Origin of the sequence: Pseudomonas sp. PDM10, from assembly GCF_014852295.1 — a bacterium.
GTDB lineage: Bacteria > Pseudomonadota > Gammaproteobacteria > Pseudomonadales > Pseudomonadaceae > Aquipseudomonas.
Genome location: NZ_JACVBJ010000002.1, coordinates 232,665 through 258,362, shown reverse-complemented (window position 1 = coordinate 258,362; position 25,698 = coordinate 232,665). Strand labels below are relative to the sequence as shown.

22 protein-coding genes, 1 tRNA gene and 2 pseudogenes are annotated in these 25,698 nt (G+C 59.5%); 6 read left to right on the top strand and 19 right to left on the bottom strand.

What is annotated here, in order from left to right; translation table 11 throughout:
- Positions 1-36 precede the first annotated feature (36 nt).
- Entirely contained in the window at positions 37-276 is a 240-nt protein-coding gene (locus tag IB252_RS07745) for a hypothetical protein (RefSeq protein WP_192407934.1), read from the bottom strand.
- A gap of 110 nt (positions 277-386) precedes the next feature.
- Entirely contained in the window at positions 387-629 is a 243-nt protein-coding gene (locus IB252_RS07740) for a hypothetical protein (protein WP_192407933.1), read from the bottom strand.
- 217 nt (positions 630-846) lie between these two features.
- Between IB252_RS07740 and IB252_RS07735 the strand changes: the two genes are divergently transcribed.
- Entirely contained in the window at positions 847-1,368 is a 522-nt protein-coding gene (locus IB252_RS07735; RefSeq protein ID WP_192407932.1) for a DUF4142 domain-containing protein, read from the top strand.
- 216 nt (positions 1,369-1,584) lie between these two features.
- Here IB252_RS07735 and IB252_RS07730 read toward each other — a convergent pair whose 3' ends face one another.
- From IB252_RS07730 to IB252_RS07720, 3 genes and pseudogenes are all read right to left on the bottom strand, one after another.
- Positions 1,585-4,221: an excinuclease ABC subunit UvrA gene (locus tag IB252_RS07730; RefSeq protein ID WP_192407931.1), complete on the bottom strand. Its 2,637-nt coding sequence runs from the start codon at positions 4,219-4,221 to the stop codon at positions 1,585-1,587.
- A 152-nt stretch (positions 4,222-4,373) separates the two neighbouring features.
- Positions 4,374-6,485: a PAS domain-containing sensor histidine kinase gene (locus IB252_RS07725; RefSeq protein WP_192407930.1), complete on the bottom strand. Its 2,112-nt coding sequence runs from the start codon at positions 6,483-6,485 to the stop codon at positions 4,374-4,376.
- 166 nt (positions 6,486-6,651) lie between these two features.
- Positions 6,652-6,942: pseudogene (locus tag IB252_RS07720) on the bottom strand (FCD domain-containing protein); the annotation flags it as partial.
- Here IB252_RS07720 and IB252_RS30095 point away from each other — a divergent pair.
- Positions 6,938-7,164: pseudogene (locus tag IB252_RS30095) on the top strand (flavin reductase family protein); the annotation flags it as partial. The pseudogenes IB252_RS07720 and IB252_RS30095 sit on opposite strands and share 5 nt — an antisense overlap.
- A 228-nt stretch (positions 7,165-7,392) precedes the next feature.
- Here the strand turns inward: IB252_RS30095 and IB252_RS07715 are convergent.
- The 9 genes from IB252_RS07715 to IB252_RS07675 all read right to left on the bottom strand — a co-directional run bounded on the left by IB252_RS07715 (position 7,393) and on the right by IB252_RS07675 (position 17,429).
- The gene (locus IB252_RS07715; protein WP_192407929.1) at positions 7,393-8,052 is read right to left on the bottom strand and encodes a DUF799 domain-containing protein; all 660 of its coding nucleotides are present in this window, start codon (positions 8,050-8,052) and stop codon (positions 7,393-7,395) included.
- Positions 8,049-8,393, bottom strand: a complete 345-nt coding sequence (locus IB252_RS07710; protein ID WP_371922169.1) for a DUF4810 domain-containing protein — start codon at positions 8,391-8,393, stop codon at positions 8,049-8,051. Before IB252_RS07710 ends, IB252_RS07715 begins: the two co-directional genes overlap by 4 nt.
- A gap of 60 nt (positions 8,394-8,453) precedes the next feature.
- Entirely contained in the window at positions 8,454-9,128 is a 675-nt protein-coding gene (locus IB252_RS07705) for a CsgG/HfaB family protein (RefSeq protein ID WP_165933960.1), read from the bottom strand.
- Positions 9,129-9,439: 311 nt separating this feature from the next.
- Positions 9,440-12,538 (bottom strand): error-prone DNA polymerase, encoded by a 3,099-nt coding sequence (locus tag IB252_RS07700; protein ID WP_192407927.1) that lies wholly within the window; start codon positions 12,536-12,538, stop codon positions 9,440-9,442.
- Positions 12,514-13,929 carry a Y-family DNA polymerase gene (locus IB252_RS07695; RefSeq protein ID WP_192407925.1) on the bottom strand — a complete coding sequence of 472 codons (1,416 nt, stop codon included), beginning with the start codon at positions 13,927-13,929 and terminating at the stop codon, positions 12,514-12,516. Before IB252_RS07695 ends, IB252_RS07700 begins: the two co-directional genes overlap by 25 nt.
- Before the next feature lie 7 nt (positions 13,930-13,936).
- Complete coding sequence (gene imuA, locus IB252_RS07690; protein WP_192407923.1) at positions 13,937-14,554, bottom strand: translesion DNA synthesis-associated protein ImuA; 618 nt, start codon at positions 14,552-14,554, stop codon at positions 13,937-13,939.
- Complete coding sequence (lexA, locus tag IB252_RS07685) at positions 14,554-15,171, bottom strand: transcriptional repressor LexA (protein WP_192407920.1); 618 nt, start codon at positions 15,169-15,171, stop codon at positions 14,554-14,556. The genes imuA and lexA overlap by 1 nt, the downstream gene beginning before the upstream one ends.
- A 385-nt stretch (positions 15,172-15,556) precedes the next feature.
- Entirely contained in the window at positions 15,557-16,525 is a 969-nt protein-coding gene (locus IB252_RS07680; RefSeq protein ID WP_192407918.1) for a Gfo/Idh/MocA family protein, read from the bottom strand.
- 16 nt (positions 16,526-16,541) lie between these two features.
- Positions 16,542-17,429: a Dyp-type peroxidase gene (locus IB252_RS07675; protein ID WP_111449855.1), complete on the bottom strand. Its 888-nt coding sequence runs from the start codon at positions 17,427-17,429 to the stop codon at positions 16,542-16,544.
- 212 nt (positions 17,430-17,641) lie between these two features.
- Here IB252_RS07675 and IB252_RS07670 point away from each other — a divergent pair, with 212 nt between their 5' ends.
- Together IB252_RS07670 and IB252_RS07665 are read left to right on the top strand one after the other, a co-directional pair.
- The gene (locus tag IB252_RS07670) at positions 17,642-19,267 is read left to right on the top strand and encodes an NADP-dependent glyceraldehyde-3-phosphate dehydrogenase (RefSeq protein ID WP_192407916.1); all 1,626 of its coding nucleotides are present in this window, start codon (positions 17,642-17,644) and stop codon (positions 19,265-19,267) included.
- A gap of 68 nt (positions 19,268-19,335) precedes the next feature.
- Complete coding sequence (locus IB252_RS07665; protein ID WP_192407914.1) at positions 19,336-20,355, top strand: FUSC family protein; 1,020 nt, start codon at positions 19,336-19,338, stop codon at positions 20,353-20,355.
- A gap of 14 nt (positions 20,356-20,369) precedes the next feature.
- On the opposite strand, the gene IB252_RS07660 is transcribed toward IB252_RS07665, so the two are convergent.
- Entirely contained in the window at positions 20,370-21,266 is an 897-nt protein-coding gene (locus IB252_RS07660; RefSeq protein WP_192407912.1) for a DMT family transporter, read from the bottom strand.
- 135 nt (positions 21,267-21,401) lie between these two features.
- Between IB252_RS07660 and IB252_RS07655 the strand changes: the two genes are divergently transcribed.
- A complete protein-coding gene (locus tag IB252_RS07655; protein ID WP_008155029.1) occupies positions 21,402-21,839 on the top strand; it encodes an Lrp/AsnC family transcriptional regulator in 438 nt (145 codons plus the stop codon).
- Positions 21,840-21,904: 65 nt separating this feature from the next.
- Here the strand turns inward: IB252_RS07655 and IB252_RS07650 are convergent, their stop codons facing one another.
- A complete protein-coding gene (locus IB252_RS07650; protein ID WP_111449859.1) occupies positions 21,905-22,576 on the bottom strand; it encodes a Bax inhibitor-1/YccA family protein in 672 nt (223 codons plus the stop codon).
- Between the two features lie 123 nt (positions 22,577-22,699).
- On the opposite strand from IB252_RS07650, the gene IB252_RS07645 reads away from it, so the two are divergent.
- Positions 22,700-22,787 (top strand) — tRNA-Ser (locus tag IB252_RS07645).
- Positions 22,788-22,962: 175 nt separating this feature from the next.
- Here the strand turns inward: IB252_RS07645 and IB252_RS07640 are convergent.
- From IB252_RS07640 to IB252_RS07630, 3 genes are all read right to left on the bottom strand, one after another.
- Positions 22,963-23,463 carry an NAD(P)-dependent oxidoreductase gene (locus tag IB252_RS07640; RefSeq protein ID WP_225607344.1) on the bottom strand — a complete coding sequence of 167 codons (501 nt, stop codon included), beginning with the start codon at positions 23,461-23,463 and terminating at the stop codon, positions 22,963-22,965.
- Positions 23,464-23,488: 25 nt separating this feature from the next.
- On the bottom strand, positions 23,489-24,469 hold the full coding sequence (locus IB252_RS07635) for an isopenicillin N synthase family dioxygenase (protein WP_192407910.1): 981 nt from the start codon (positions 24,467-24,469) through the stop codon (positions 23,489-23,491).
- Positions 24,470-24,757: 288 nt separating this feature from the next.
- Positions 24,758-25,657, bottom strand: coding sequence for a glycine betaine ABC transporter substrate-binding protein (locus tag IB252_RS07630; protein ID WP_192407908.1), 900 nt, complete (start codon positions 25,655-25,657; stop codon positions 24,758-24,760).
- Positions 25,658-25,698 lie beyond the last annotated feature (41 nt).

Here is a 25,698-nt window from a genome sequence, read left to right as displayed (position 1 = left end):
ATCGCGAGCAAGCTCGGCTCCTACAAGGGCTTGGGTTTAGCGGGGATCCATTTCGTCATCGCGCACCGCATTATCCGTTTCCTCAAGCACCCTTTCAGGGTCCATGGCGGTGGAGTCATCCTCGTCCAGCGGGCGCACGCCTTCATTGTCGGGCAGTTCGTCGATGCCCGGTTCATCTTCGGGATTGAGGGTGGTGCGTCCTGGACTCAGGGGTTCGGGATGGGTCGGGATGGGATCGTAGCCGCCCTGCTCTTCGCTGGGGAATTTTGGATTCATGGGGCACCTCGCATGGAGCCGTCAATTCGGACTCTGAACATTCGAGGTGCCGGTATTTATCACCGTTCCAATTTTTCAATCACCGATCGTCGGTGACCAGACAGAATGCGTCAGGACGGCATCAGGAGCCGATCAACGATCTTTTGCTTAACCTGCACGCGCTTCTCCTTGAGTTTCTTCAATGCGTCATCGCTGGGCGCATCCGATTGGGCGGATTCAGCCTTTAAGACCTCAGCATCCGCCTGCAAATACTTGTTGATCAGTGAATCCAGTAACGGATCCTTGGTGCGTTTTTGCTGGATATCTTCCTTTGAAATTTTGAGATCCTGTAAAAGGTCGTGTATCACCGGCATGGAACACCTCCGTTTGTTGATCGGAGGCAAACGCGATCAATGGCGTTCACCAAGTACCAGAATGGCCTCGGTTAGCCCGTTCTGTCGACCGCCTATCAGACCAGCGGTTTCCGTTCGTCGCCCTGCCCCAAACGCAATAAAACCTTTGCCCGCTCGTCGGCCTCCACACGTTAACGATCACTCGATCGCCCATGAAAACCTGTGTGGAGAATAACCAATGGACGGATTTACCCTGCGCCACCTCAGTTTGGCTGTTGCCTTGAGCACCAGCATGGGCACGGCGCTCGCTGCTACTTCCAAAGACTTCGTCGACAGCGCGGCCGCGGGCGGTATCGCGGAAGTCGAAACGAGCCGATTGGCCCTGGAAAAAAGCTCATCGGCGGACATCAAGGCATTCGCCAACATGATGATCACCGACCATTCCAAGGCCAACGATGAACTGGCGGCGCTGGCGAAAAAGCATGACATCAAGGTGCCGGACAGCACGACGCTGGTCAAACAAGCGAAAGAGAAAATCCTCGACTTGCGCGATGAATCTTTCGATGCGGCCTACGCCAACAATCAGGTGAAGGCCCATGAAGACACCCTTTCGCTGTTCAAGAAAGAAGCCAACACCGTGACGGACGACAGAAGCAAAGGCGCCACGGAGCTGAAAGGTTTCGCGCAAAAAATGCTGCCGACGCTGGAGAAGCATCTGGATATGGCGAAAAAACTCCAGGCTGCTCATCCAGACAAATGAACCTGTCCAGTCCTGAAAAGGTTTACACCTGTTTTAACTCAGCGCCCGATGCACCGCATCGGGCGTTTTGTATTTTAAGGACAAGGTGCGGCGAACTTTAGACCGGGCCTGACAAATTGCCATCGCGGGCAAGCCCGCTCCCACAGGAACTGAGTCGTTCACAAATCCTGTGGGAGCGGGCTTGCCCGCGATGAGGACCGCAAGAACACCACGAATTCAAGCCGTGCCAAGAACTCTGGCCAAAAACGGCGCCGTCCGGCTCTTTTTACTCTTGGCGACCTTCTGCGGTGTGCCTGCAATAACAATCTTCCCGCCCTGATCCCCCGCCCCCGGGCCGATGTCGATCACCCAGTCACTCTGGGCCACCACGCGCATTTCATGTTCGACGACGATCACCGTATGCCCCGCCGTCACCAGCGTATTCAACTGTTCGAGCAAGCGATCGACATCCCTTGGGTGCAAACCGGTGGTGGGCTCGTCGAGCACATACAGGGTTGCCCCTCGCTGGTTGCGTTGCAGTTCGGTGGCCAGTTTGATCCGCTGGGCTTCACCGCCCGACAGCTCGGTCGCCGGCTGGCCGAGGCGCAGGTAACCCAGGCCGATATCGCGCAGCACCTCCAGCGAGCGGCGAATACCCGGTTGCTCGGCAAACACCGTGACCGCCTCGTCCACCGTCAGTTGCAGCACCTGGGCGATGTTCAACCCTTGCCAGATGATTGCCAGCGTCTCGGGGTTGTAGCGCGCGCCATGGCAGGTCGAGCACGGTGCATAGACGCTGGGCATGAACAGCAACTCGACGCTGACAAAGCCTTCACCTTCGCACGTCAGGCAACGGCCCTTGGCGACGTTGAAGGAAAACTGGCCCGCGTCGTAACCCTCGGCCCGGGCTTCAGGCGTGGCGGCGTACAGTTTGCGTACGTTGTCGAAGAGCCCGGTGTAGGTCGCCAGGTTCGAGCGCGGTGTGCGGCCGATGGGTTTCTGATCGACTTGCACCAGGCGCTTGATCGACGCCAGCCCCGCCGTGACCTGACCGCCGCTGACTTGCGGTGCGTCGTCCTCAAGACTCAACTCCTCGGGCTCGCTATCACTCACCGCCCGCCCTAGATGGGCGCCTATCAGCTCGAGCAACGCCTGACTGACCAGGCTGGATTTACCGGAGCCCGAGACACCGGTCACCGAGGTGAAACAGCCCAGTGGAAACTCGGCACTGAGGTTGTTCAGGTTGTTGCGGGTGATGCCTTCGAGCCGCAACCAATCGGCCGGCTTTCGGCTGACACGCGATTGGGTGACCTGCTCGGCGAACAGATAAGCGCGCGTCTGCGAGTTCGTTATCTCGGCCAGCCCTGGCGGTGGCCCGCTGTACAGAATTCGGCCACCCTGCTCGCCGGCCGCCGGGCCTACGTCGATCAACCAATCGGCGCGGCGCATGGTTTCCAGATCATGCTCGACCACAAACAGGGTGTTGCCAGCAATTTTCAAGCGTTGCAGGGCTTCGAACAGCGCTTCGCCATCCGCCGGGTGCAGGCCGGCCGACGGTTCATCCAGCACGTAAATCACCCCGAACAACTGCGAACCCAATTGCGTCGCCAGGCGCAGACGCTGCAACTCACCGGACGACAGCGTCGGCGTGCTGCGTTCCAGCGCCAGGTAACCGAGCCCCAGATCGGTCAACGTACTGACCCGCTCCAACAAATCCTGAGCTATCCGTTGCGCGGCCAGGCGTTTCTCCACCGACAGGTTCGGTGTGTGGCGTACATCCGGCGCGTTGGCGTGACCACTGGCACCGTGGGCCACTCGTTGCTCGCGGGCTTCGCGGGTCTGGTCGTGCGTCAATACCTCACCCGCCGCCTCGGCCTGTTCGAGGTAGCTGTGAGCGGCGACTGGTTTCAAGACTTCGGCCACTTGCAGCAACGGCATCTGCGACAGTTCGCCGATGTCGTAACCGGCAAAGGTTACCGACAACGCCTCGCGCTTGAGCCGTTTGCCGTCGCACAACGGGCACGGGCTGCCGAGCATGAATTGCGAGACGCGCTTCTTCATCAGCGCGCTTTGGGAATGGCTGAAGGTGTGCAGGATGTAGCGCCGGGCGCCGGTGAACGTGCCCTGGTAACTCGGTTCCATGTTGCGTTTGAGCGCGACTCTGGTTTCTTCGGGGGTGAGCCCGGCATACACCGGCACCGTAGGTGTTTCTTCAGTGAAAAGAATCCAGTCGCGCAGTTTTTTCGGCAGATCGCGCCAGGGTTTATCGACGTCGTAACCCATCGTCACCAGAATGTCGCGCAGGTTCTGTCCCTGCCAGGCGGTGGGCCAGGAGGCGACCGCGCGCTGGCGAATGGTCAGGCTCGGGTCCGGCACCATCGACGCTTCGGTGACTTCATACACCCGCCCCAACCCATGACATTCGGCGCACGCGCCCTGGGGCGTGTTGGGCGAAAAGTCTTCCGCATAGAGCATCGGTTGCCCCGATGGATAACTGCCGGCCCGGGAGTACAGCATGCGGATCAGGCTCGACAACGTCGTCACGCTGCCCACCGAAGAGCGCGTGCTTGGTGTGCCCCGTTGTTGCTGGAGCGCCACCGCCGGTGGCAAGCCTTCGATGGAGTCGACGTCCGGCACGCCGACCTGATCGATCAGACGCCGCGCATAAGGCGCCACGGACTCGAAATAGCGGCGTTGCGCTTCGGCGTAGAGGGTCGAGAACGCTAACGACGATTTCCCCGAACCGGACACGCCAGTGAACACCACCAGGGCATCCCGGGGGATATCGACATCGACGTTTTTGAGATTGTGTTCCCGGGCGCCGCGCACCCTGACCATGCCGGAAGGAGGATTGGAAGTGCGCTTGGACGTCATGGAGGGCCTTAAATTAGCTAGCTGAAAACACCGACCCAATGTGGGAGCGAGCCTGCTCGCGATGACGGTGGCACATACAACATCAATGTAACTGACAGACCGCCATCGTCGGAACGCCGCCCGGAGCAGGCTCACTCCCACATTGGATCGGGTTAGCCGTTGAGAACGGTGCGCACCATATGGGTCAGCGCCTGGGGACCATAGGGTTTGCTTAGCAAATAAGTATCAGGGCTGAGCTGGTGATTGCGCGAGATAATGTCACGGGTGTGGCCCGAGGTGAACAGCACGGCCACCGGCGGCGTCTGCACCTTGGCCCAGGCGGCCAGGTCCGCGCTTTTGATCAGGCCGGGCATGACCACGTCGGTGAAAATCAGGTCTACCACGGCGCCCTCCAGCAACATCTGCATCGCGACGTCACCGTTGGCCGCCGTCAGCACTCGATAACCTTCTTCACTCAGCAACTCCACCGCTGAGCTGCGCACCGCCTCGTTGTCCTCGACCACCAGAATGGTTTCGTGTCCGCCTCGCTGTTGCGGGTCATGACGTGTCGTTTCGTTGAGCATCGGGCGCAGGCTACGAGGGAAATACAGCTGCACCCGCGTGCCCTGCCCGACCACACTGGAAATCTCGATATGCCCGCCACTCTGCTTGACGAAACCGAACACCATGCTCAGGCCCAGCCCCGTGCCCTGGCCATCGGCCTTGGTGGTAAAAAACGGCTCGAAAGCCTGGGCGAGTACTTGCGGCGACATGCCGATACCCTTGTCAGCCACCGCTACACAGACATAGTCGCCGGCGACGATGCCCTTGCCTGCACAAAACTTGCTATCAAGGGCAATGTTCTCGGCGCTCAGGTCAATGGTCCCCTCGCCGTTCATGGCGTCACGGGCATTGATCGCCAGATTGAGGATGGCGTTTTCCAGTTGATTGCGGTCCACGTAGATACGCCAAAGGGTTTCGGCCGCGTTGACATTGATCTGGATGGTTTCCCCCAGCGCCCGCTGCAACAACTCCCCGAGCCCATCGAAGACCTGCCGCAGATCGCAGACCGCTGGCGACAAGGGCTGACGACGGGCGAACGCGAGCAATTGCGAAGACAGTTTGGCGCCACGTTCGACCGCGGCAATCGAAGCGCTGACCCGGCGCTGCACATTGGCGTTGTCCGGTTCATGCCGCGCCAGCAAGTGCAGGTTGCCAGCGATCACCTGCAACAGGTTGTTGAAGTCATGGGCCACGCCGCCGGTGAGGCCGCCGATGGCTTCGAGTTTCTGCGATTGACGCAATTGTTCTTCAGCAGCCAGTCGCGCTTCGACTTCGTCGGCAACACGTTGCTCCAGGTTGCGGGTGAACTTGAGCAGGGATTCTTCGGCGCTCTTGCGTTCGTGGATATCGATCAACACCCCGGGAAAACGGAACGGTTCGCCCTGCTCGTTGAACTCGCAGCCACCACTCGCCAGCACCCACAGATAACTGCCATCCGGGCGCAGGACTCGATACTCGGCGTTAAACGGTTCGCCGGTTTCCACGGATTGATCGATCTGCTCCTGCACCCAACTGCGGTCATCGGGATGGATCCGAGCTGCGGCGATGTCCATTGGCAGGTCGGCCAGGTTTTGCTCCGGCGGGTAGGAAAAGGTGCGGGCAAAACGCTCATCACCGGAGAGCACATTGTCCTTGATGTCCCAGACGAACGAGCCGAGCAAAGCCCCGGCATTGAGCGCCAGGCGCACCCGTTCGTTGTCGGCGTGATAGGCGTCCTCGGCGGCCTGACGACGGCGTTCGGAAATCACATGTTCGGTGGTCTCGACCACCATCGCCATGACCCCGGCCGGTTTCCCGTCATCATCCGCCACCGGGCTGTAATAGAGGTCCAGCCAGACATCTTCGGGAACCCCGTCGCGCAGTAATTCCAGAACTTTGTTGCGATAGGACAAGGTGCCGCCGGCCAGGCAGGTGTCGACCACATGCCGATTGAATTCGGCGACTTCCGGCCAGCCCAGCTCCACCGGAGAACCCAACAGGTAAGGATGGCGGCCACCAGCAAATTTGGAGTACGCATCGTTATAGATCATGTAACCCGGTCGGCCCCACAGCATCACCATCGGCAATGGGGACGCGAGCATCAACTGCACCGCGCTACACAAGCTTCTGGGCCAGGTGTCCATGTTCCCAAGCTCAGTCAGGCTCCAGTCGAACGCGCGGATGCGCCCGGCCATTTCACCGTTCCAGCCTGCACACCCATGGCTATCGTCTAGAAACTGCATCGACTGATTCTGTATCCCTGTAGATGACTGGCTTAAGGGATCGCAACGGCATGAGGACGGCGCGTGCCCGTTTGTTTCGAGCATCGCCGTCGCCAATGGTTTCATAGAGGTTAGCTGATTCTGGACTCGCAGATTGCAGCTGCCGAGCAGCGCACTGTGTTGAGCATCAAACCTCGATCAGGTGCTTGAGCGGGTGGTAGCCGGTTTTCAGCGTGGCGGCGACGTCGAGAATCGCCTTCTCGATGCCATTCAAATGCATGCAGGTCAGTTCGATCGCGGCGCTCTGATTTCCCGCCTCGATGAACTCGATCAGCCGCAGGTGTTCGTCGTCGCGGCAGGCTTCGTGACTGTCGTCATTCAGCGCGGCGGCGTACAGCGAGGCGCGGGAAATCAGCTTGCGGAACCAGTCCAGCAACACCGGGTTGTTCAGGCTTTACGCGAGTTTGATGTGGAACTCACGGGAGATTATCTTTGGCGAAGTGTTGATGGCGCATGTACGGGATGAATTGATCGATCCGAAAACCTTGTATATCGATCAACTCGGGCTCGATGCGATTGGGCGGATGGGGGGCATGGGTATGCGCGCGCACGCGATTATTTTGATTTGCCGACACGCTCGTTGCAGGCGTGGACGGAGGCGCCGGGGGGTGGCAAGCGGTTTTGGCCGCTGAGTAAGTGAGACTTGTGCTGTGTCAGGTAGATCCCCCCTCACCCTAACCCTCTCCCAGAGGGAGAGGGGACTGGTCGTGGGTATCTCACGGTATACGGCGACCTGAGTATTTTGTTTTGAATCCATAATCGACCCGATTTAACAGGTCGATGAATTTCGCCACACACCTCGGTCAGTCCCCTCTCCCCCTGGGGAGAGGGTTAGGGTGAGGGGTGGCCCGTGAGCGTGAAAACAATCTCAATCAGTGCCGTATTTCGGCGAACGCGGCCCGTACAGCAACCCTGCTGGTTGTCCTGCCGATAGCAGCCGTGCACTGGTCACACCGGCAATCGGGTGACCGGCATCGGTGGAACTGTTGATCACTTGCTTCACCGCCGCCGTAATCAGCATGCCAACCAAACCACCGCCACCATTGTTACCGCCCTCCTCGCTCGAAGCCCGAGCCGAGCCGGTCCACAGGGTGGTGCCGCTCTTGAGGTCCACCAGTTTCGCGCTGGCCGTCACCACGGTTTCACTGTTGATGATCATGTAGCGAGTGCCGTAGTCCGTCACAGTGATGTACAGCGCAGCATCGGCACCGAAGATTTCTTGCAGTTTGTTGGCCGGTGCCTGATGGATATCCGCCGGTGTGGTCAAGCCATTCTGGCGGAACGTCTCATCGACCAGAGCGATCGGCAGCACGTAGTAACCGGCTTCAGCCAATGGGTACGTGACCTGCGACAACAGGCTGTAGGACGCCTTGACGTCCGGCGAGTTGTTCAGCGGCGGCAGCACCAGAATGGTTTTTGGACGACTTTGCTTGTAGGCCGAATAGTCCACGGTCTTGGGGCTGACGCAACCGCCGAGTACCGCCAGAGCCAGTAGCCCGGCCATCAGTTTCAATGAGCGCGCGATCATTGGATGTCTCCGGTCTTGGCGTTTTTAAGCAAAAAATCCATGTACGGCGTCGACTCGGGGAACAACGTCTTCTCGGTTCTGAATTGCTGCACCATCTGATCATCCTTGCCCATGCTCAGGTACAACAGCCCCAAGTGAGCGTGGTAGCCAGGCGGCGGAGTATTGCCGGTGGACCTGATCTTCTGCAGGTCGCGCTCCAGCGCTTCGGCCTGAGCTTCCTTGGGTTCTTCACCCTTGAAGTACTCATAGACTTCCGGCTGGTAGCTTTCCCACTGGTAAAGGGTTTTCGGGCCGCTGTTGCAGCCGGCCAACAGGCCACTGACCAGCACGGTCGACGCCATCAGCGCCCATTTCGCATAAATCTTGAACATGCTTGTACCGCTCCTTGTCATCGACTTTGATCAGTTGTGCGGTTTCCATGCACCGGCATTCATGCCGTCCACCAGACGATTGATCGCCTCGCGCATGGCCAGGTCGAGCACTTTGCCGTTGAGGGTCGAGTCGTAGGCAGCGGTGCCGCCAAAGCCGATGACTTCGCGGTTGGACAAGGCGTATTCGCCCGCGCCCTGAGTCGAATAAACCACTTCGGACGTGCTGATGTTGACGATGTTCAGGTTGACCTTGGCGTAGGCCACCTGGGTCTTGCCGCGACCGAGAATGCCGAACAACTGGTGATCGCCAGTCTCTTTGCGGCCGAACTCGGTGACATCACCGGTGACCACAAAGTCAGCCCCCTTGAGGCGCTGGGACTGGCCCTTGATCGCGGCCTCCTGCTGGATTTCGTCCATGTTGTCGCGATCCAGCACGCTGAAGCGGTTGGTTTGCTGCAAGTGAGTGATCAGGATGGTCTTGGCCTGACCGCCGAGGCGATCCACACCGTCGGAAAAGATCCCGCGCATGTAGCTCGAACGGTTGTCGAACTTGCCGACCGCCATGGGTACGCGAACGCCGGCATAAGCGAGGCTGGCGCTTTCGACCTTTTCTACCGGCAAGGCGCGCGAGCTTTCGGTCGCACACCCGGCCATCGCGCCGAAGAGGGCAATCGCTGCCGCCGATACCAACATCCGAGAGATCATTCTCACTGCGCATTCCTTTTGAAAAACGGTTTATCCCGACACGGCAATAGCTGGCCACTGCGGGTTGCAGCGGCGAAAAAGCGAGAGGGGAATCAAATCGACAATCGACGTGCGGGACGTCGGCGGCCGGCATTATGCCAAAGTGCCACTATCGAAGACAGTATTAAATTATTCGGGCATCAACGCATTGGCTCGCGCGATCGTTCCCACGCTCTGCGTGGGAATGCAGCCACGGACGCTCCGCGTCCGCTGTGACGCAGAGCGTCACGGGAGGCGTTACCACGCAGAGCGTGGGAACGGTCAGGTCGGGTTCAGCGGAAATCCCGGCTGCGTACGCTGATGCCGTCGAGCAATGGGCTCAGGTCGCTCAACCGTCCGGCAATCAAATGCCGCACTTCGCCTTCCTTTTCCCAGCGCCCGTCGACCTTGAGCAATTGCGAGCCCACCAACACCTGGCGCTGCCGGTCGGCCAGGTCGCGCCAGACAATGACGTTGACGTTGCCGAACTCATCTTCAAGGGTGACAAAGGTCACACCACTGGCGGTGCCCGGGCGTTGTCGGCCGGTCACCAGCCCGGCGACGCTGACCGGTCGTCCATGCTCGACCTCCAGCAGCTCCTTCGAACTGCGGCAGCGCCGGGCTTTCAATTCACCCCGCAATAGAGCCAGCGGATGCGGACCGAGCGTGGTGCCGACACTGTTGTAATCGGCCAGCAGGTCCTCGCCGACGGTGGGTTTGGGCAACGACACCGCGCCCTCCTCCTGACTCGGCAGACCGGCAAACAAGCCGAGCTGTTTCTGCACTCCCGCCACTTCCCAGCGCGCCCGATGACGGTCACCGGCCAGGCCGCGCAGCGCACCGGCATCAGCCAGTTGCTCCTGGGCGCGGGCGTCGAGTCGTGCCCGTTCGCCGAGGTCGGCAATGTCGATAAACGCCCCCTTCGACCGTGCAGCTTCGATGCGCCGGGCATCGTCCTCGCGAAAGCCTTTGATCATCCGCAACCCCATGCGAATCGCCGGCTGGGCACCGATGATCGGTTCGAGGCTGCAATCCCAGTCACTGGCGCGCACGTCCACCGGGCGAATCTGCAAATGATGCCGGCGCGCGTCCTGCAGAATCTGGTCCGGGCTGTAGAAACCCATGGGCCAGCTGTTGATCAGCGCACAGGCGAAGGCCGCCGGCTCGTGGCATTTCAACCAGCAACTGGCGTAGGTCAACAAGGCGAAACTGGCGGCGTGGGACTCGGGAAAACCATAACTGCCGAAGCCTTTGATCTGCTCGAAGATTTGCGCGGCAAACTCGGCCGTGTAGCCGTTTTTCTTCATCCCGGCGGCCAGGCGATCCTTGTGCGGTTCCAGCCCGCCGTGGCGTTTCCAGGCCGCCATGGAGCGGCGCAACTGATCGGCCTCGCCGGGGCTGTAGTCGGCGGCGACGATGGCAATCTGCATCACCTGCTCCTGGAACAGCGGCACGCCCAACGTGCGCTTGAGCACGGTTTCCAGTGCCGGGGACGGATAGACCTCGGGTTCTTCCTTATTTCGGCGTCGCAGGTACGGATGCACCATCCCGCCCTGAATCGGCCCCGGACGGACGATCGCCACCTCGATCACCAGGTCATAGAAGGTCCGGGGTTTGAGCCTCGGCAACATCGACATCTGCGCCCGGGACTCGATCTGGAACACGCCGATGGTGTCGGCACGACCGATCATGTCGTAGGTTTGCGAGTCTTCGGCCGGGATCGTCGCCAGGCTCAGGTCCCGATGGCGATGACGGCGCAACAGATCGAAACAGCGGCGGATCGCACTGAGCATGCCCAACGCCAGGATATCCACCTTGAGCAGCCCGACGGCATCGAGGTCGTCCTTGTCCCACTGGATGATGGTGCGCTCGGCCATGGCGGCGTTTTCCACCGGGACCAGGCTGTCCAGAGGCTGCTCGGAAATCACGAAACCGCCGGGGTGCTGGGACAGGTGTCGGGGGAAACCGATCAGCTGCCCCGTCAGGCTCAGCACCCGGCGCAGCACCGGGCTCTCGGGATCGAACCCGCCTTCAAGCAGGCGCTCCACCGGCGGTGTTTCATCACTCCAGTGGCCACAGCAATCGGCCAGGGCGTTGATCTGATCCGGCGGCAAACCCAGGGCCTTGGCCACATCACGCACCGCGCCGGCCGCGTGATACGTGCTGACCACCGCCGTCAGCGCCGCACGGGTCCGGCCATAACGCTGGAACACGTACTGCAGCACTTCTTCGCGGCGTTCATGCTCGAAATCGACGTCGATATCCGGCGGTTCGTTGCGCTCCTTGGAGAGAAAGCGCTCGAACAACAGCGTGGTGCGATCCGGATCGATTTCCGTGATGCCCAAGGCAAAGCACACCGCCGAGTTGGCCGCCGAACCACGGCCCTGACACAGGATTTTTTGCTCACGGGCGAATCGCACAATGTCATGAACCGTCAGGAAATAGCTTTCGTAGCCCAGCTCGGCGATCAGCTCCAGCTCCTTGTCGATCTGCGTCAGCACCTTGGCCTGCGGGCCTTTTGGCCAGCGCCACGCGATGCCCTCCTCGGTCAAATGACGCAGCCAGGATGTGGCTGTCTGGCCTTCAGGGACCAACTCCCGGGGATATTGATAACGCAACTGACCAAGGTCGAAGGTGCAGCGCCGGGCGATGTTCAGCGTTTCGTCGAGCAGTGTTTGCGGGTAGATCGATTGCAGAGCCTCAAGACTGCGCACATGCCGCTCGCCATTGGGATGAAGACGCAACCCGGCCTCCGCCACCGGCACGTGATGACGGATCGCTGTCATGGTGTCCTGCAAAGCGCGTCGCCCACGAGCGTGCATGTGCACATCACCGCTGGCCACTGCCGGAATTCGCAGTTCGCCCGCCAGAGTCAGCAGCGCAGCCAACCGTCGGGTATCGTCCTGGCCGCGATGTAGCTGGACGGCCAGCCACAGGCAATCGACGAAGGTCTGTTTCAGCCAGTGGCCCTGTTCGACGTCATCGACCGCGTCCGGCACCCACAACGCCAACAGCCCCGGCAAGGGTTCACTGAAGTCCTCGCGCAGGACTTGATACTGGCCTTTCTGCGTGCGGCGCCGCGCTCGGGTAATCAGTCGGCACAGGGTCTGGTAACCCTCAAGGTTTTCCACCAGCAACACCAGTTTCGGACCGTTCTCGATGCGCATTTCGCTGCCGATAATCAGCGGCAGCTCCACGGCTTTGGCCGCTTGCCAGGCGCGGACGATACCGGCCAGCGTGCATTCATCGGTGATCGCCAAGGCCTGATAGCCCTGCTTTTTCGCCCGCTGAAAGAGTTCGAGGGCACTGGAAGCACCGCGCTGGAAACTGAAGTTCGACAGGCAGTGCAGCTCGGCATAGTCGACACTCATGCGAACCAGCCTTGCAGCCACAACGGGCCGTCCTCGCCGACCGCACGATAGGCCCAGCCCTGCTGGCCGGAACGGGTTTCGATCAGGAAGTAATCGCGGCGCACATCGGCACCGTCCCACCAACCGGACTCAATGCGTTCCGGCCCCATCAGGATGCGCGCCGAACCTTCGTGCACCGCCAGCGGTTCAGTCAGCAGCCAACCCGGACGTTGCACCGCAGGCAGCCCTGCACAGCGCTGACTGTCGACACTGGCCTGCCAGGCGCATTCCGGCCGGTGATCGGCCTGGAACCGCAAGCCCTGCACCGCGTCATCCCCCAACCGCGCGCGCAAGCGTTCGCGCAGTTGCTCCCAGGGCAAGGACTGCTGCGGGCGGTCGTCGAACAGTTCCTGATACTGGGGAACGAAGGCCGGCAAGTCTTCGGCGCGCAGGCGAAAACCGCGCACCGGGGCCTCGACCTGGACTTGCTCCAACCGGCCCCGGGCCAGTTCAAAGAGCATCGCCGGATCACGTTCGGCGCTGAGCAGGCCGACCTTGATGACGGTGTCCGGCAAGCCGACGTGTTCCAGGTGCAGGTCGAAACGCTGCACGCCGCTGTCCCGACCGCAAAGAAACGCCGACAGGTCACCGGTCAGCCGGCGTAACGGAAACAGCAGCGCCTGATGGGACTGCACGTCGAAGTTGAGCTCGATGCGCACATCGAACCGGTCCGGCGGCAAGTAGAACGCCAGCGCCAGCCGCCGTAACCCGAGCAAGGCGTCCAGATGCTTGAGCACCTGGGCCTCGAAACGCCGGGCCAGACTATGGCGAGGCAACGCCTGAACCTGGCTCAAGGTGCGCAACCCCATGCGCGACAATGCAGTGGCAACGCTGGTTTCCAGCCCGATCCGGTCGATGGGCAACTGCCCTAGGTGATGTTGCAAGGCTTGATCGTCGGGCACCACCAGACCGTCATAAGCGTTGGCCAGCACCCGTGCCGCCACCGGGTTGGGCGCGGCAACAATCCGATGGCGAAACCCCAACTCGCCGAGTTCGGCGCGCAACCGCGCCTCGAATTGCGGCCAGGCGCCGAACAACCCCAGGCTGGACTCGATTTCAAACACCACCGCACGCGGGTAATGCACGCTGACTTGTGAACTGAATCGATAAGCCCAGGCGGCCAGAAACTGCTGCCAGTGCTCAATCTCGGCAGCGTCGTATTCAGCCGTGACAAAACCTTTGCTCAAGGCCTGGGCGGCGGTCATCGACTGGCCCGGACGCAAGCCCAGCGCCCGGGCCGAAGCGTTGACCGCTTGCAATACCCGACGCTGGGCCGGGCCGGTCAGCAGCGCCAGCGGCTCATCGGGATCGGCGCGCTGACGCAGTACCGCGTCCAGCGCCAATTGCGGGAAGAGAATGCACACCCAGCGCATGGCAACCTCAATGTCCCACGGGGAAGGCAATCGGCGCCGAACGCGCCAACCCGCCCCGGCACTTGAGCACGCGCAATTGCGCAGGCCTGGCATCGATGGCGATGCGCAGTGCCGCGGGCGAAGGGTTGATCGCCTCATTGATCGAGCGGTAGGCAAACGCCAGGGTCGAGCCGGTTTCCGCCGCCACCTGCAAACGCCGCAACGCCCGGTCATCGGCCTTGTGCGGCCAGCACAGCACTGCGCCGCAACTGCCCGAACGCAGGCATTGTTCCGCTGCCCACAAGGCATCGCGCTCGCTGGCCTGGATGATCGACAATTGACGCAGATCGACTCCGGCGTTCTGCCAGGCCTGGGGATAGGGCACGTAAGGCGGCGCCACCAGCACGATGCGCTCGCCCGCGGCGGACAACCGCGCCAGCGCTGGCCACACCAGTTGCAACTCGCCAACACCCGGCCCGGCCAAAAGGATTTCGGTCAGCGCCGCTTCCGGCCAGCCACCGGTGGGCAACGCCGCATCCAGCGCGGCATGCCCGGTGGGTTGCGGGCTGACAGCCGGTGGCGCAGGCCGGCCCTTCCAGACCTGGCCGCCATTGAACAGCGTATCCAGCGCAACGACGGCGCCCATCACCCTTGCCTCACCAGACCGCAGAACACCCCTTCGATGGCCAGGTCCTGACTGGCTTCGACGATGATCGGCTTGTAGGCCGGATTGCGTGGCAGCAATCGGACACTCTCCCCGACCCGCTCGAAACGTTTGATGGTGACTTCCCCGTCGAGTCGCGCAACGACGATCTGGCCGTTGACCGCCTCGGGATTGCGGTGCACGCCCACCAGGTCGCCGTCGAGAATGCCGTCCTCGATCATCGAGTCACCCTGGACCCGCAGCATGTAATCCGGCACCCGCGAGAAGATCGACGGGTCGAGCAGCAAGCGGCTGTGAACCTCGGCATCGGCACCGATCGGCGCCCCCGCCGCCACCCGACCGAGTACCGGAATGTCCAGCAACTCGGGCCGCGCCGGTTGCCCGAGCAAACGAATGCCCCGGGCCTGATGCGCATTGACCTCGATAAAACCGGCCTCGGTCAGCGCCAGCACATGCTTGCGCGCCACGCTGCGGGAGGCGAAACCGAACGCCTCGCTGATTTCAGCGAGGCTCGGGGACTGGCCCTGCTCGGCGATTCGATCGCGGATAAAGGTCAGGATGGCGGTACGGCGGGGAGTTAAAGTCGTCATGGAGTACATTTGTACTCTTTTGGCTTTTTTCTGGCAAGGACCGCCAGTCAGCTGGCTGGTCGACCACACAACCCGAGGCAAACACAAATTACGGTGTCGGCGGAGGCCGACAGGGTGAATGAGGTCCGTTCCACTCAGGGCCGGCCTCTTCGCGAGCCTCGCTCCCACAGTGGATCGAAGCCAGCCGCAAATCCTGCCTACACCACGAAACCTGTGGGAGCGAGCCTGCTCGCGATGGCGGCCGTTCAGTCAAAGCAGATGCAAGCTATGCCGGCCTCTTCGCTCTCCATTTGGATTGAGTTTCAACGGAGCAAGGGATTTCGACTTTCAGATGCGCCGAACGCAGCCTCACGCTGCTCGGCAGCTGCTACATCGGTGGGGCATTCAGTATGCGTTAGCCGCGCTTGAGGATCTGATCCATCACCCAATCGGTTTTCAGCGCCTGTTCGGCAACCGCTGGATGCTGCGCTTCTCCACGGATATGGGCGTTCATACCCAGTACGTGATGCCACTGGATGTGCTCATGATTGTCGATGTGCAGGCTGAGAGTTTCATCGGCTTCAAGCTGAACCGGATGCTCATCGAATACGGAAAAGCTGATCCGGCCTTTGCTACCGATCAGTTCGACCCGGTCCTCGCGACGATCCGCCACAAAGTTCCAGCAGCCCATGCCCAAAGCACCGCCAGCAAACCGCCAACTGGCGCTGACGGCATCCTCGGCGGCATATAAACCGGCCTGGTGCGCGGTAAACCCGGCGACTTCGACGATGTCACCCAGCAGGTACTGGAACAGGTCGAAGCCATGACTGGCCAGGTCGGCGAAATAACCACCGCCAGCAATAGCCGGGTCGGTGCGCCAGTTATCTGTACCGCCAAGATCGGTCGGAGATGGCGCTTTGGTCAGGGTCCAGGTCAAGTGCCGGACCTCGCCGATCCGCCCTTCCTCCAGCCATTGCCGCACTTGCCGGAAGCGCGGCAGCGAACGTCGGTAGTAGGAAACAAACAGGTGCAGCCCGGCGTCGGCAAAGACCTTTTGCATCTCATGGCTTTGCCCGGCATTCAACGACATGGGTTTTTCGACGCAGCAATGTTTGCCGGCGGCGGCCACCCTCAAGGCGTAAGCGTGATGACTGTCAGGCGGCGTGGCGATGTACACCGCGTCGACCTCGGGATCATTGATCAACGCTTCCACGTCGGTGTAGACCCGAGCGATGCCGTGGCGCGCGGCGTAATCCGTCACCGCGTCCAGACGCCGGCCCATCACCGCCACCAACGCCGAGCCAGGCGCCTTGTAGAAGGCCGGCCCGCTCTTGCGTTCAGCGACGCTGCCACACCCGATCATGCCCCAGCGCACCACGTTCATAGTCACTCCCTGATGTTTAGCCGACGCGCAGTGCGCGCAGGTCCAGATGACCGTCCTTGAGCGGCGGGCACCAGTAATAGCCGCCGGTGATCGGCCGGCTGATGCGGTACAAACCGTCGGTGATGCCGTCTTCCAGACCGCTCATGCGGCGCAGTTGGGCTTCGAAAGCGTCGAGGGAGAAACCGAAGGCCAGGAACATCAGGCCGGCGCGATCGCCTTCGATCCAGGGCATGGAGCGGCGCACCACAAAAGCCTCGGGGGCGAAGCTTTCCTGGGCGGTGCGTTTGACGTGAGCGGAGATCGGCGCGTCGTCGAGTTCTTCGTTGTCGCTCAAACGACGGCCCATGATGTTGTCCTTCTCATGGGACGGCATCGCGTGAAAGCCTTTCAGATCATGCTGCCACTGCTGGATCGCGGCGAAACTGCCGCCGACCATTCCGTCAGCGCCGTCACTCACCAGCGCAGCAGCAACGGCGGCTTCGTCGTGAGGGTTTTCGGTGCCGTCTTCGTAACCGGTCAGATCGTGGCCGGAGAGGTGGCGGAAGGTTTCGTTCATCTGCACCAGGCGCAGGGCCGGGGCCAGCGCGGCTTCGATGGCATTGCTGCGGTTGAGCAATTCGCCACGGTCGACACCGTGCAACCAGCACCAGAGCGCGTGCTGGGTGGACGGGTTGTCGACGCCGACACCGGTCAACGCCGGAAAGGCGCGCAAGCCTTCGATTTGACCCTTGAGGGCCTTGACCAGGGACTCACCGAACCCGACCACGGCCGACTTCCCGTCCACCAGGCCTTTAAGATTCTCCAGCGCGGCCGGCAAGGCAGCGGCGGATTCGAGTGCGAAGAACATATGACGAGCTTGAGGCGGAACTGGGGTGGCGAGAATGCCCGGCTGGTAGTAACTCATATGAACTCCTTCAGAAAGAGCGCGAAGTTTAACCGCAGGATCGGCACTTGTGTGTTTTCAGGGCAAAAGGTCGCAGCCCCGTAACCCTATAGCCGCTACGACGATCCGCAACGTCAAGCCAAAAGAATCCTAAGATGAGCCATGACAAGCGAGTCCGAGGTCTGCTAAAACGATTCATCAATTGCATCACCCAATCCAGACGGGGTAGCGACATGACCACAGCACACATCCTTGGCAACCTGTTTCCCGACGCCAGCGACATCCCGGAAAAATATCGCCTCGATGGCCAGACCGAGCAGCGTGAATACCTGGTCGACGGCGAGCTGAAAACCTGGTCCGGGCCCCTCGCCCAAGTCCGCAGCCCGGTGTACCTGACGGGTGAAAATGGCGATGAACAAGTGATCCTAGGCAGCACGCCACTGCTCGATGCCGACACCGCATTGACCGCCCTCGACGCCGCCGTCCGCGCCTATGACCGGGGCCAGGGTCTGTGGCCGACAATGCGTGTGGCCGAACGCATCCAGCACGTCGAAACCTTTCTCGGACGCATGCGCGAACAGCGCGAGGCCGTGGTCAAGTTGCTGATGTGGGAAATCGGCAAGAACCTCAAGGACTCGGAGAAAGAGTTCGACCGCACCTGCGATTACATCGTCGACACCATCAATGCGCTCAAGGAACTCGACCGTCGCTCCAGCCGTTTCGAACTGGAACAGGACACCCTTGGCCAGATCCGCCGCGTCCCGCTGGGTGTGGCGTTGTGCATGGGGCCTTACAACTACCCGCTGAACGAAACCTTCACCACGCTGATCCCGGCACTGATCATGGGCAACACCGTGGTGTTCAAACCGGCCAAGCTCGGCGTACTGCTGATTCGTCCGTTGCTGGAAGCGTTCCGCGACAGCTTCCCGGCCGGGGTGATCAACGTGATCTACGGCAGCGGCCGCGAGACCGTCAGCGCGCTGATGGCCAGCGGCAAGATCGACATCTTCGCGTTTATCGGCACCAACAAAGCCGCCAGCGACCTGAAAAAACTCCATCCAAAACCGCACCGCTTGCGTGCGGCGTTGGGTCTGGACGCGAAAAACCCCGGCATCGTGCTGCCCGAGGTGGATCTGGACAACGCAGTCAGCGAAGCGCTCACCGGTTCCTTATCGTTCAATGGTCAGCGCTGCACCGCGCTGAAAATCCTCTTCGTCCATGAAGATGTGGTCGACTCTTTCATCGAGAAATTCAACGCCAAACTCGCCAGCCTGAAACCCGGCATGCCGTGGGACAGCGGCGTGGCGCTGACGCCGTTGCCGGAAGCGAGCAAGGTCGATTACCTGCACTCGCTGGTGGCGGATGCCGTCGGCAAAGGCGCCACCGTGGTCAACCCCAACGGCGGTGAAGCCCGCGCTTCATTCTTCTACCCTGCCGTGCTGTACCCGGTGACGCCGCAGATGCGCGTCTATCAGGAAGAACAGTTCGGCCCGGTCGTGCCAATCGTGCCTTACCGGCATCTGGACACAGTGATCGATTACGTTCTGGAATCGGACTTCGGCCAGCAGCTGAGTATCTTCGGCACCAACCCGGTGGCGGTCGGCCGGCTGGTCGACACCTTCGCCAACCAGGTCGGCCGGATCAACCTCAACGCCCAGTGCCAGCGCGGCCCGGACACCTTCCCGTTCAACGGCCGCAAGAACTCCGCCGAAGGCACGCTGTCGGTGCATGATGCGTTGCGGGTGTTTTCGATTCGCACCCTGGTGGCGACCAAGTTCCAGGAAACCAACAAAGAACTCATCAGCGAGATCATCAGCGGACGCAGTTCGAGTTTCCTGACCACCGATTACATCTTCTGAGGAGACCGAGCCTGAGTACATTCAGAGACAGCCGACTGCCACTGCTACTGCGCCGACTGCTGCGTCCGTTGCTGGACCCGTATCGGCGCTATCGCCACGCCAGGGTGATCCACGCGGTGCGCGTGTCGCTGGGGTTGCTGGCAACGATCCTGCTGACCACCGGCATCCATCTGCCCCACGGTGAGTGGGCGTCGGTGACGATGCTGGTGGTGATCGGCGGCTTGCAGCATCACGGCAACATCGGCAAAAAAGCCGCCGAACGCGCCATCGGTACCTTGATCGGTGCCGGCGTCGGCTTGCTGCTGGTGGCGCAACAGGCGTGGCTCGGGATGCCGTGGCTGACCTATTTCGCGATGGCCGTGGTTTGCGGATTCTTCTCGTACCACGCCATCGGCAAGGGCGGTTACACCGCGTTGCTCTCGGCGATTACCGTGTTTATCGTCGCGGGGCATGGCGACAATCCGATCACCGACGGGCTGTGGCGTGGAGTGGACATCCTGATCGGCATCGCCCTGGCCCTGGCATTTTCTTTCGCCTTGCCGCTCTACGCGGTTTATTCCTGGCGCTACAACCTGGCCGATGCCTTGCGCGACTGCGCGACGATCTACGGACGCATCATCAATGGCCAATCGGTCACCGATGACGAACACCATAAACTGGTGAGCCGCTTGAACACGGTGATGGTGCAACTGCGCTCGTTGATGCCGTCGGTGTCCAAGGAAGTGCGGATTTCCATGACTGAACTCGATGCCATTCAGCGCCACTTGCGGATGTGTGTCAGCACCCTGGAAATTCTCGGCAACACCCGACCTGACGCCAGTGACCCCGATGCCATGGCCCATCTGCAATCGTCCTTGAAAGCCGAGCATCGGCTGATTCGGGTGCAACTGATCGGTATGGCCCGGGCGCTGAAATCCGGTGCGTCCCAGCGGCTCAACCGGCCCGTCGAATTACCGTCGGATTCAAGCCTGACCGCGCCGGTTTACAATCCGCTGGACGGCTACCGGTTATTGGTCCGGCAATTAGCCGCCAACATCGGCGAGATGCGCCAGCGCTTGGCCAAGACGGCACCGCGCTGGAACATCTGACGTTTCTTTACGGCTTACTGCGTCGTCACTGTCCGACGAAACTTCAGGGTCCAGCCCTGTTGCATGCCGGCAGCGGCCAACAGAATCGCGGCAACACCGATCCATTGCAGCGGCTCCAGGCGATGGCCGAAGGCAAACCAGTCAACGAAAATCGCCGCAATCGGGTAGATAAAGGACAGCGCACCGGTCAGTGCCGTCGGCAGTTTTTGGATCGCGCCGTAGAGCAGCACATACATCACGCCGGTGTGGACAATGCCCAGGGTTACCAGACTGGTCCATGCACTCGGCGCTTGCGGCAGTGCCGAAAAGTGCGCGAATGGCGCGAGTAACAGCACGCCGGTGGTGACCTGGACCAACGCGATCAGATGCGGCGGTGTGCCGGTCAGGCGCTTGATGATCAACGCAGCAATCGCGTAAAGAAATGCCGCCCCCAGCGCCAGAGCGATACCCATCAGGTAATCATTACCACTCTCGCCCTGCCCGCCATGTGCGCTGACAATCGCCAGCATCCCGAGAAACGAAATGCCCAGCCAGAACAGTTTCTGCAGAGTAATTTTCTCGTTGAGGAACAACGCGGCCACCCCCACCAGCATGAACGGCTGAACGTTGTAAACCGCTGTGCCAATGGCAATCGAGGCGCGGGAGTAAGAAGCAAACAACAGCACCCAGTTGCCGACAATAGCCACGCCGCTGAGCACAGCCAGCAGGAACGTGGTGCGGGTCAGAATGCCGGGGCGCAGGAAGCCGAATGCCGCGCAGATCAGCAACAACGTGCCGGCGCCGAACACGCAACGCCAGAACACGACGTCCAACACCGGTTGCCCGGACACCAGCACGAACCAGCCGATGGTCCCGGAAATCAGCATGGCGGCGGTCATTTCAAATGACCCGTGACGTATTGATTTGTCCATCATCAGACTCCTGTGTTTGAGCCCAAAGTATGCCAATCCGCTGAGGGGCTTCTCCAGCGCAAAAAGCAGGCTAAACTGGGAATCTGCCTTTTTTATCAAGGCGGTTTGAGTTAATTGCCTAATAGGGGTTTCGCCATGACCGACGATATCGACCAAGTGCTGATCACGGCATTGATGGAAGACTCACGCCGCTCGCTCAAGGCGCTGGCGCAAATCAGCGGCCTGTCTTCGCCCAGCGTCGCCGAGCGTTTGCGTCGTCTCGAAGAGCGTGGAGTGCTCAAGGGTTACACCGTCGAGATCGACCCCAAATGCTTTGGCTATCAACTCCAGGCCATCGTCCGTATTCGTCCGCTGCCAGGCCAGTTGCAGGAAGTGGAACGACAGATCCAGGCCATTCCCGAATTTACCGAGTGCGACAAAGTCACCGGCGACGACTGTTTCATCGCACGCCTGCATGTGCGTTCGATGGAACAACTGGACACCCTGCTCGACCGCCTCAACACCCACGCCGAAACCAACACTGCAATCGTCAAGAAAACCCCGGTCAAACGCCGTTTGCCACCGATGGCGTGACCCTTTACTCAAATCCCAGGCAAGAAAAAACCCGCCGAAGCGGGTTTTTTCCTCAAGGCTGACGATTAATCATCGCGGCTCATGATGCCGAAGATCTGCAACAAGCTGATGAACAGGTTGTAGATCGATACATACAGGCTGATGGTCGCCATGATGTAGTTACGCTCGCCGCCGTGAATGATGGCGCTGGTCTGGAACAGAATACAGACCGAGGAGAACAGCACGAAACCTGCGCTGATCGCCAGTTGCAGACCGCTGATCTGAAAGAACAGGCCCGCCAGCGTCGCACCCAGCAGCACGAAGAAGCCTGCAGTGATGAAACCGCCCAGGAAACTCATGTCCTTGCGGGTAATCAGCACGTAGGCCGACAGACCGCCGAACACCAGCGCAGTCATCGCGAAGGCCGAACTGACCACCTCGGCGCCGCCCTGCATACCCAGGTAACGGTTGAGGATCGGGCCGAGCAGGAAACCCATGAAACCGGTCAGGGCAAATGCCGACACCAGGCCCCAGGCCGAATCACGGAGTTTGTTGGTAAGGAAGAAAAGGCCATAGAAACCGATCAGCACCACGAAAACGTTCGGGTAGCCGACACGCATCTGCTGAGCGACAAACGCCATCACGCCGCTGAATGCGAGGGTGAGAGCGAGTAAGCCGTAAGTGTTGCGCAGGACGCGGCTAACCTCTAGCTGCTCAGCCTGCACGCTGTTATTAACTGCGTAATCCTGTTCGCGCATGGCGACACTCCTGTTGGTTTGAAACGTTCAGTCGCAAAGATCATAACAGACGCTCTGTAACAAGCTATGCAGAGAGTTTGACAGTGTGTTTCATTCAGGTATTATGGCGCCCGCAACGCAAACGGAGGTGTGGCCGAGTGGTTTAAGGCAACGGTCTTGAAAACCGTCGACTGTAACAGGTCCATGAGTTCGAATCCCATCGCCTCCGCCATATTTGTACCGACAAAGCCCTGATTATTCAGGGCTTTGTCGTTTCTGGCTTTTGGAAAAATCGTCGAGCCCACACCTCAGCCCACACCCTGGATGAAGTATTGCTTTTCGACCAGCGGCTAATTTTTCGAATGGTCTCTTGCCTGTATCTGCAGCCGTGAAGAACGGGGTTTGAATCAGCGTCCGCAGGAAGCGCCGGAACGAAAACAGAGGTTGTGATCTCTTTTCGACACAGGCTGAAGGCGATCAAGCGCGGCGCGTCCGAGATTACCAACCCCCATGACACCAACACGCCGCTGTGAAGCGTGCACGATTGGTCGAGGTTGCCAGCGACCCCTGCGCTGATCCTCTTGGTAAGCGAGGATGTCTCGATGCAAGGCAAGAACACCAAACAGAACATACTCAGCCATGATGTCCGCCATCGAGCTATCTACCAGCCATATGAGCGACACGTGAGCAGGCAAACGGGCCAAATCGAACTGATCAACTCCAGCCCCGGCAGCGTAGAGGAGTCGAAGATTCCCAAACTGCTCCGCAAGGCTGGCAAGAGGCTCCCAAGCCAGGATGTAGTGCACCTCTGCCGGGTTACCGATATCAGGCCATTGGCGGAACTCTAGTTGAGGGGCGAGCGTTGACAGGCCATCTCGCCATTTCTGCGCATCAGCGGGATTGGCCATGTATAGGATGCACATTGAAAACCCCCTATTCGCCTTTCAAATGCGCATAGCTATCAACGAAACGCTTAAATTTGTGTTGGCCACACGTGTACGCTTCATACTTCGCGGGTAGAGCCTCACTCACGCAGGTTGGCACAGGCTCAACAACCGCATCGAAATCCAAATCAATAAAGAAAGGTATTGAATAGCGTTCTAGACCGCTGGCATTTATGACGCGATGCATTGTCGAGGTGTAGCGATCGTTGGTGAGGGTTTGAACCAGATCACCAATATTGACGATAAAAGTGCCTTCAACTGGAGGGGCAGTAACCCACTCCCCTGCACGGTTCCTGACTTGCAAACCGCCAACTGCATCTTGGGATAGGACCGTCAAGAAACCATAGTCCGTGTGCGCCCCAATACCAATCTCCTCTTGGGAAATTCTTCCGATCTGCGGCGGGTAACGCAAAATCCGCTGAATCGTGATGGGCTTACGCTGAAGGTGTTCAAAGTAATTTTGTGGTAGACCCAAGCTCAGCGCGATCCCACCAATAAGCATTCGCGCGAGTGCCAATACAGAGGAATGGTAATCTTCGGCGACTTTCTCAAATTGCGGCAGTGCCGACGGCATTTGATTAGGACCAAAAAATGGAGAGACCTCATCGTAATGAGCTCCGCAATCAAAACATTCTTTGAAATCGCGGGTATTAGCAGGATCGACGTTTTCCGCGTACATCGGTATATAACCACGTAGCGTGGGCCCGGAATTTACGACATTGAGCTTGTTCTTCTCATCAAAAGGAAGCTTGAAAAAGCTTTTGGTAAGCGCATACATCTCATCTATTAACTGCTGGTCAATACCATGATTTTTTATATAAAAAAAACCCACCTTTTCGCATGCGTCACCTATTTGGCTTGCCACCTCCAGTGGATTTTCGCCGTTTATGAGCGACGATATATCTATGACTGGAATTTCAGTAAAAGCTGTTTGCTTGCTAGCCAGACGAATATCAAATAACTCTGTCATGCATGTTCTCCTTTCAAGAATGTCAATTAGGCAGAAGATTTAGAAAGCACGGCGACGCCCTCTTTAATCTCACTGAGTCACATGATTCAACAGCGTGCCCGTATGCTACTGCTCGTTTATTTTTCTCAAACTAATGTTCAAGAACCACTCATCATATAACGCCGCAAGACAATACAATGGCCTGTGTCCGGCATTTATAAAAATCCGATCCAAAGATAAACACTCAATACCCTTCACTCACTGCAAAGGGCATCGAACTGCAAAATAGTGACAAGACAGTGTCTGTCGTCACTGGCCCGCTGTTGTTGCAGCAGTCGTGCCGTCAAACATTGCTGCAAAGCGGGGCTTGTTGGCTGAGTAGTATTCTGCAACTACCTTATCTGCCGAGCTATCACGCGCAGTAGCCATCATTTTCTCAAGGTCAGCTTTAGGGATTTTGAAGTTGGCGAAGAATCGAGCAACATCGGGGTGTTCTGCGCTAAAACCTTTGCGTGCGACCGCGTGGATTTGCTCAGAGCCTCCGAAAATCTGCTTCGGATCATCCAAATATCGCAGTGACCACTTGGAGAACATCCAGTGCGGGCTCCATGCGTTAATCAAAGACCACTTGTCACGTTTCAGATTACGATCCAACTCGCTCAACATTCCAGACTCTGAAGAAGCGACCATCTTATAACCATCAAGACGATATTCTTTAATGGCCTTTTCCGTAAGTTTGTACTGACCATTACCCACTTCGGAAGTCAAAATCTTGCCGCCGAGTTTTTCCCTTACCTCTGGCTTGTTAAGGTCTTCGACACTGGCGATTTCACTGACAGGAATAGAAGTGGGTACCGCCATGCCAATCCGCCCCTCATAAAGCACCCCTAAGTCTTCGAGCTTGTCGCGGTATTTGTCATAAAAGGACTTGTGAGTGCTTGGCAGCCAAACCATAGGAATCAGGTCGATATTACCGTTAGCCAGCGCCTGGAACTGAATACCAATATCGGCCAGAACCAATTTAACCGGTTGCTTCAGGTGATCTCGCAACGCTGTGTCTGCCAGCTTTACAGCGATTTCCGTATCCGACCAATTCACCCAACCAATACGGATAGGCGCGGGCTCCTCGGCTTGAGCTATCAGGCTGCTGGAGATCATAACCAAACCTGCAAGCCAGCCGGTACAAGTTTTACTGGATAACGTAATCATGTGCATCTCCGCGTGCTGTATTAATAGTTATTGGCAGGACA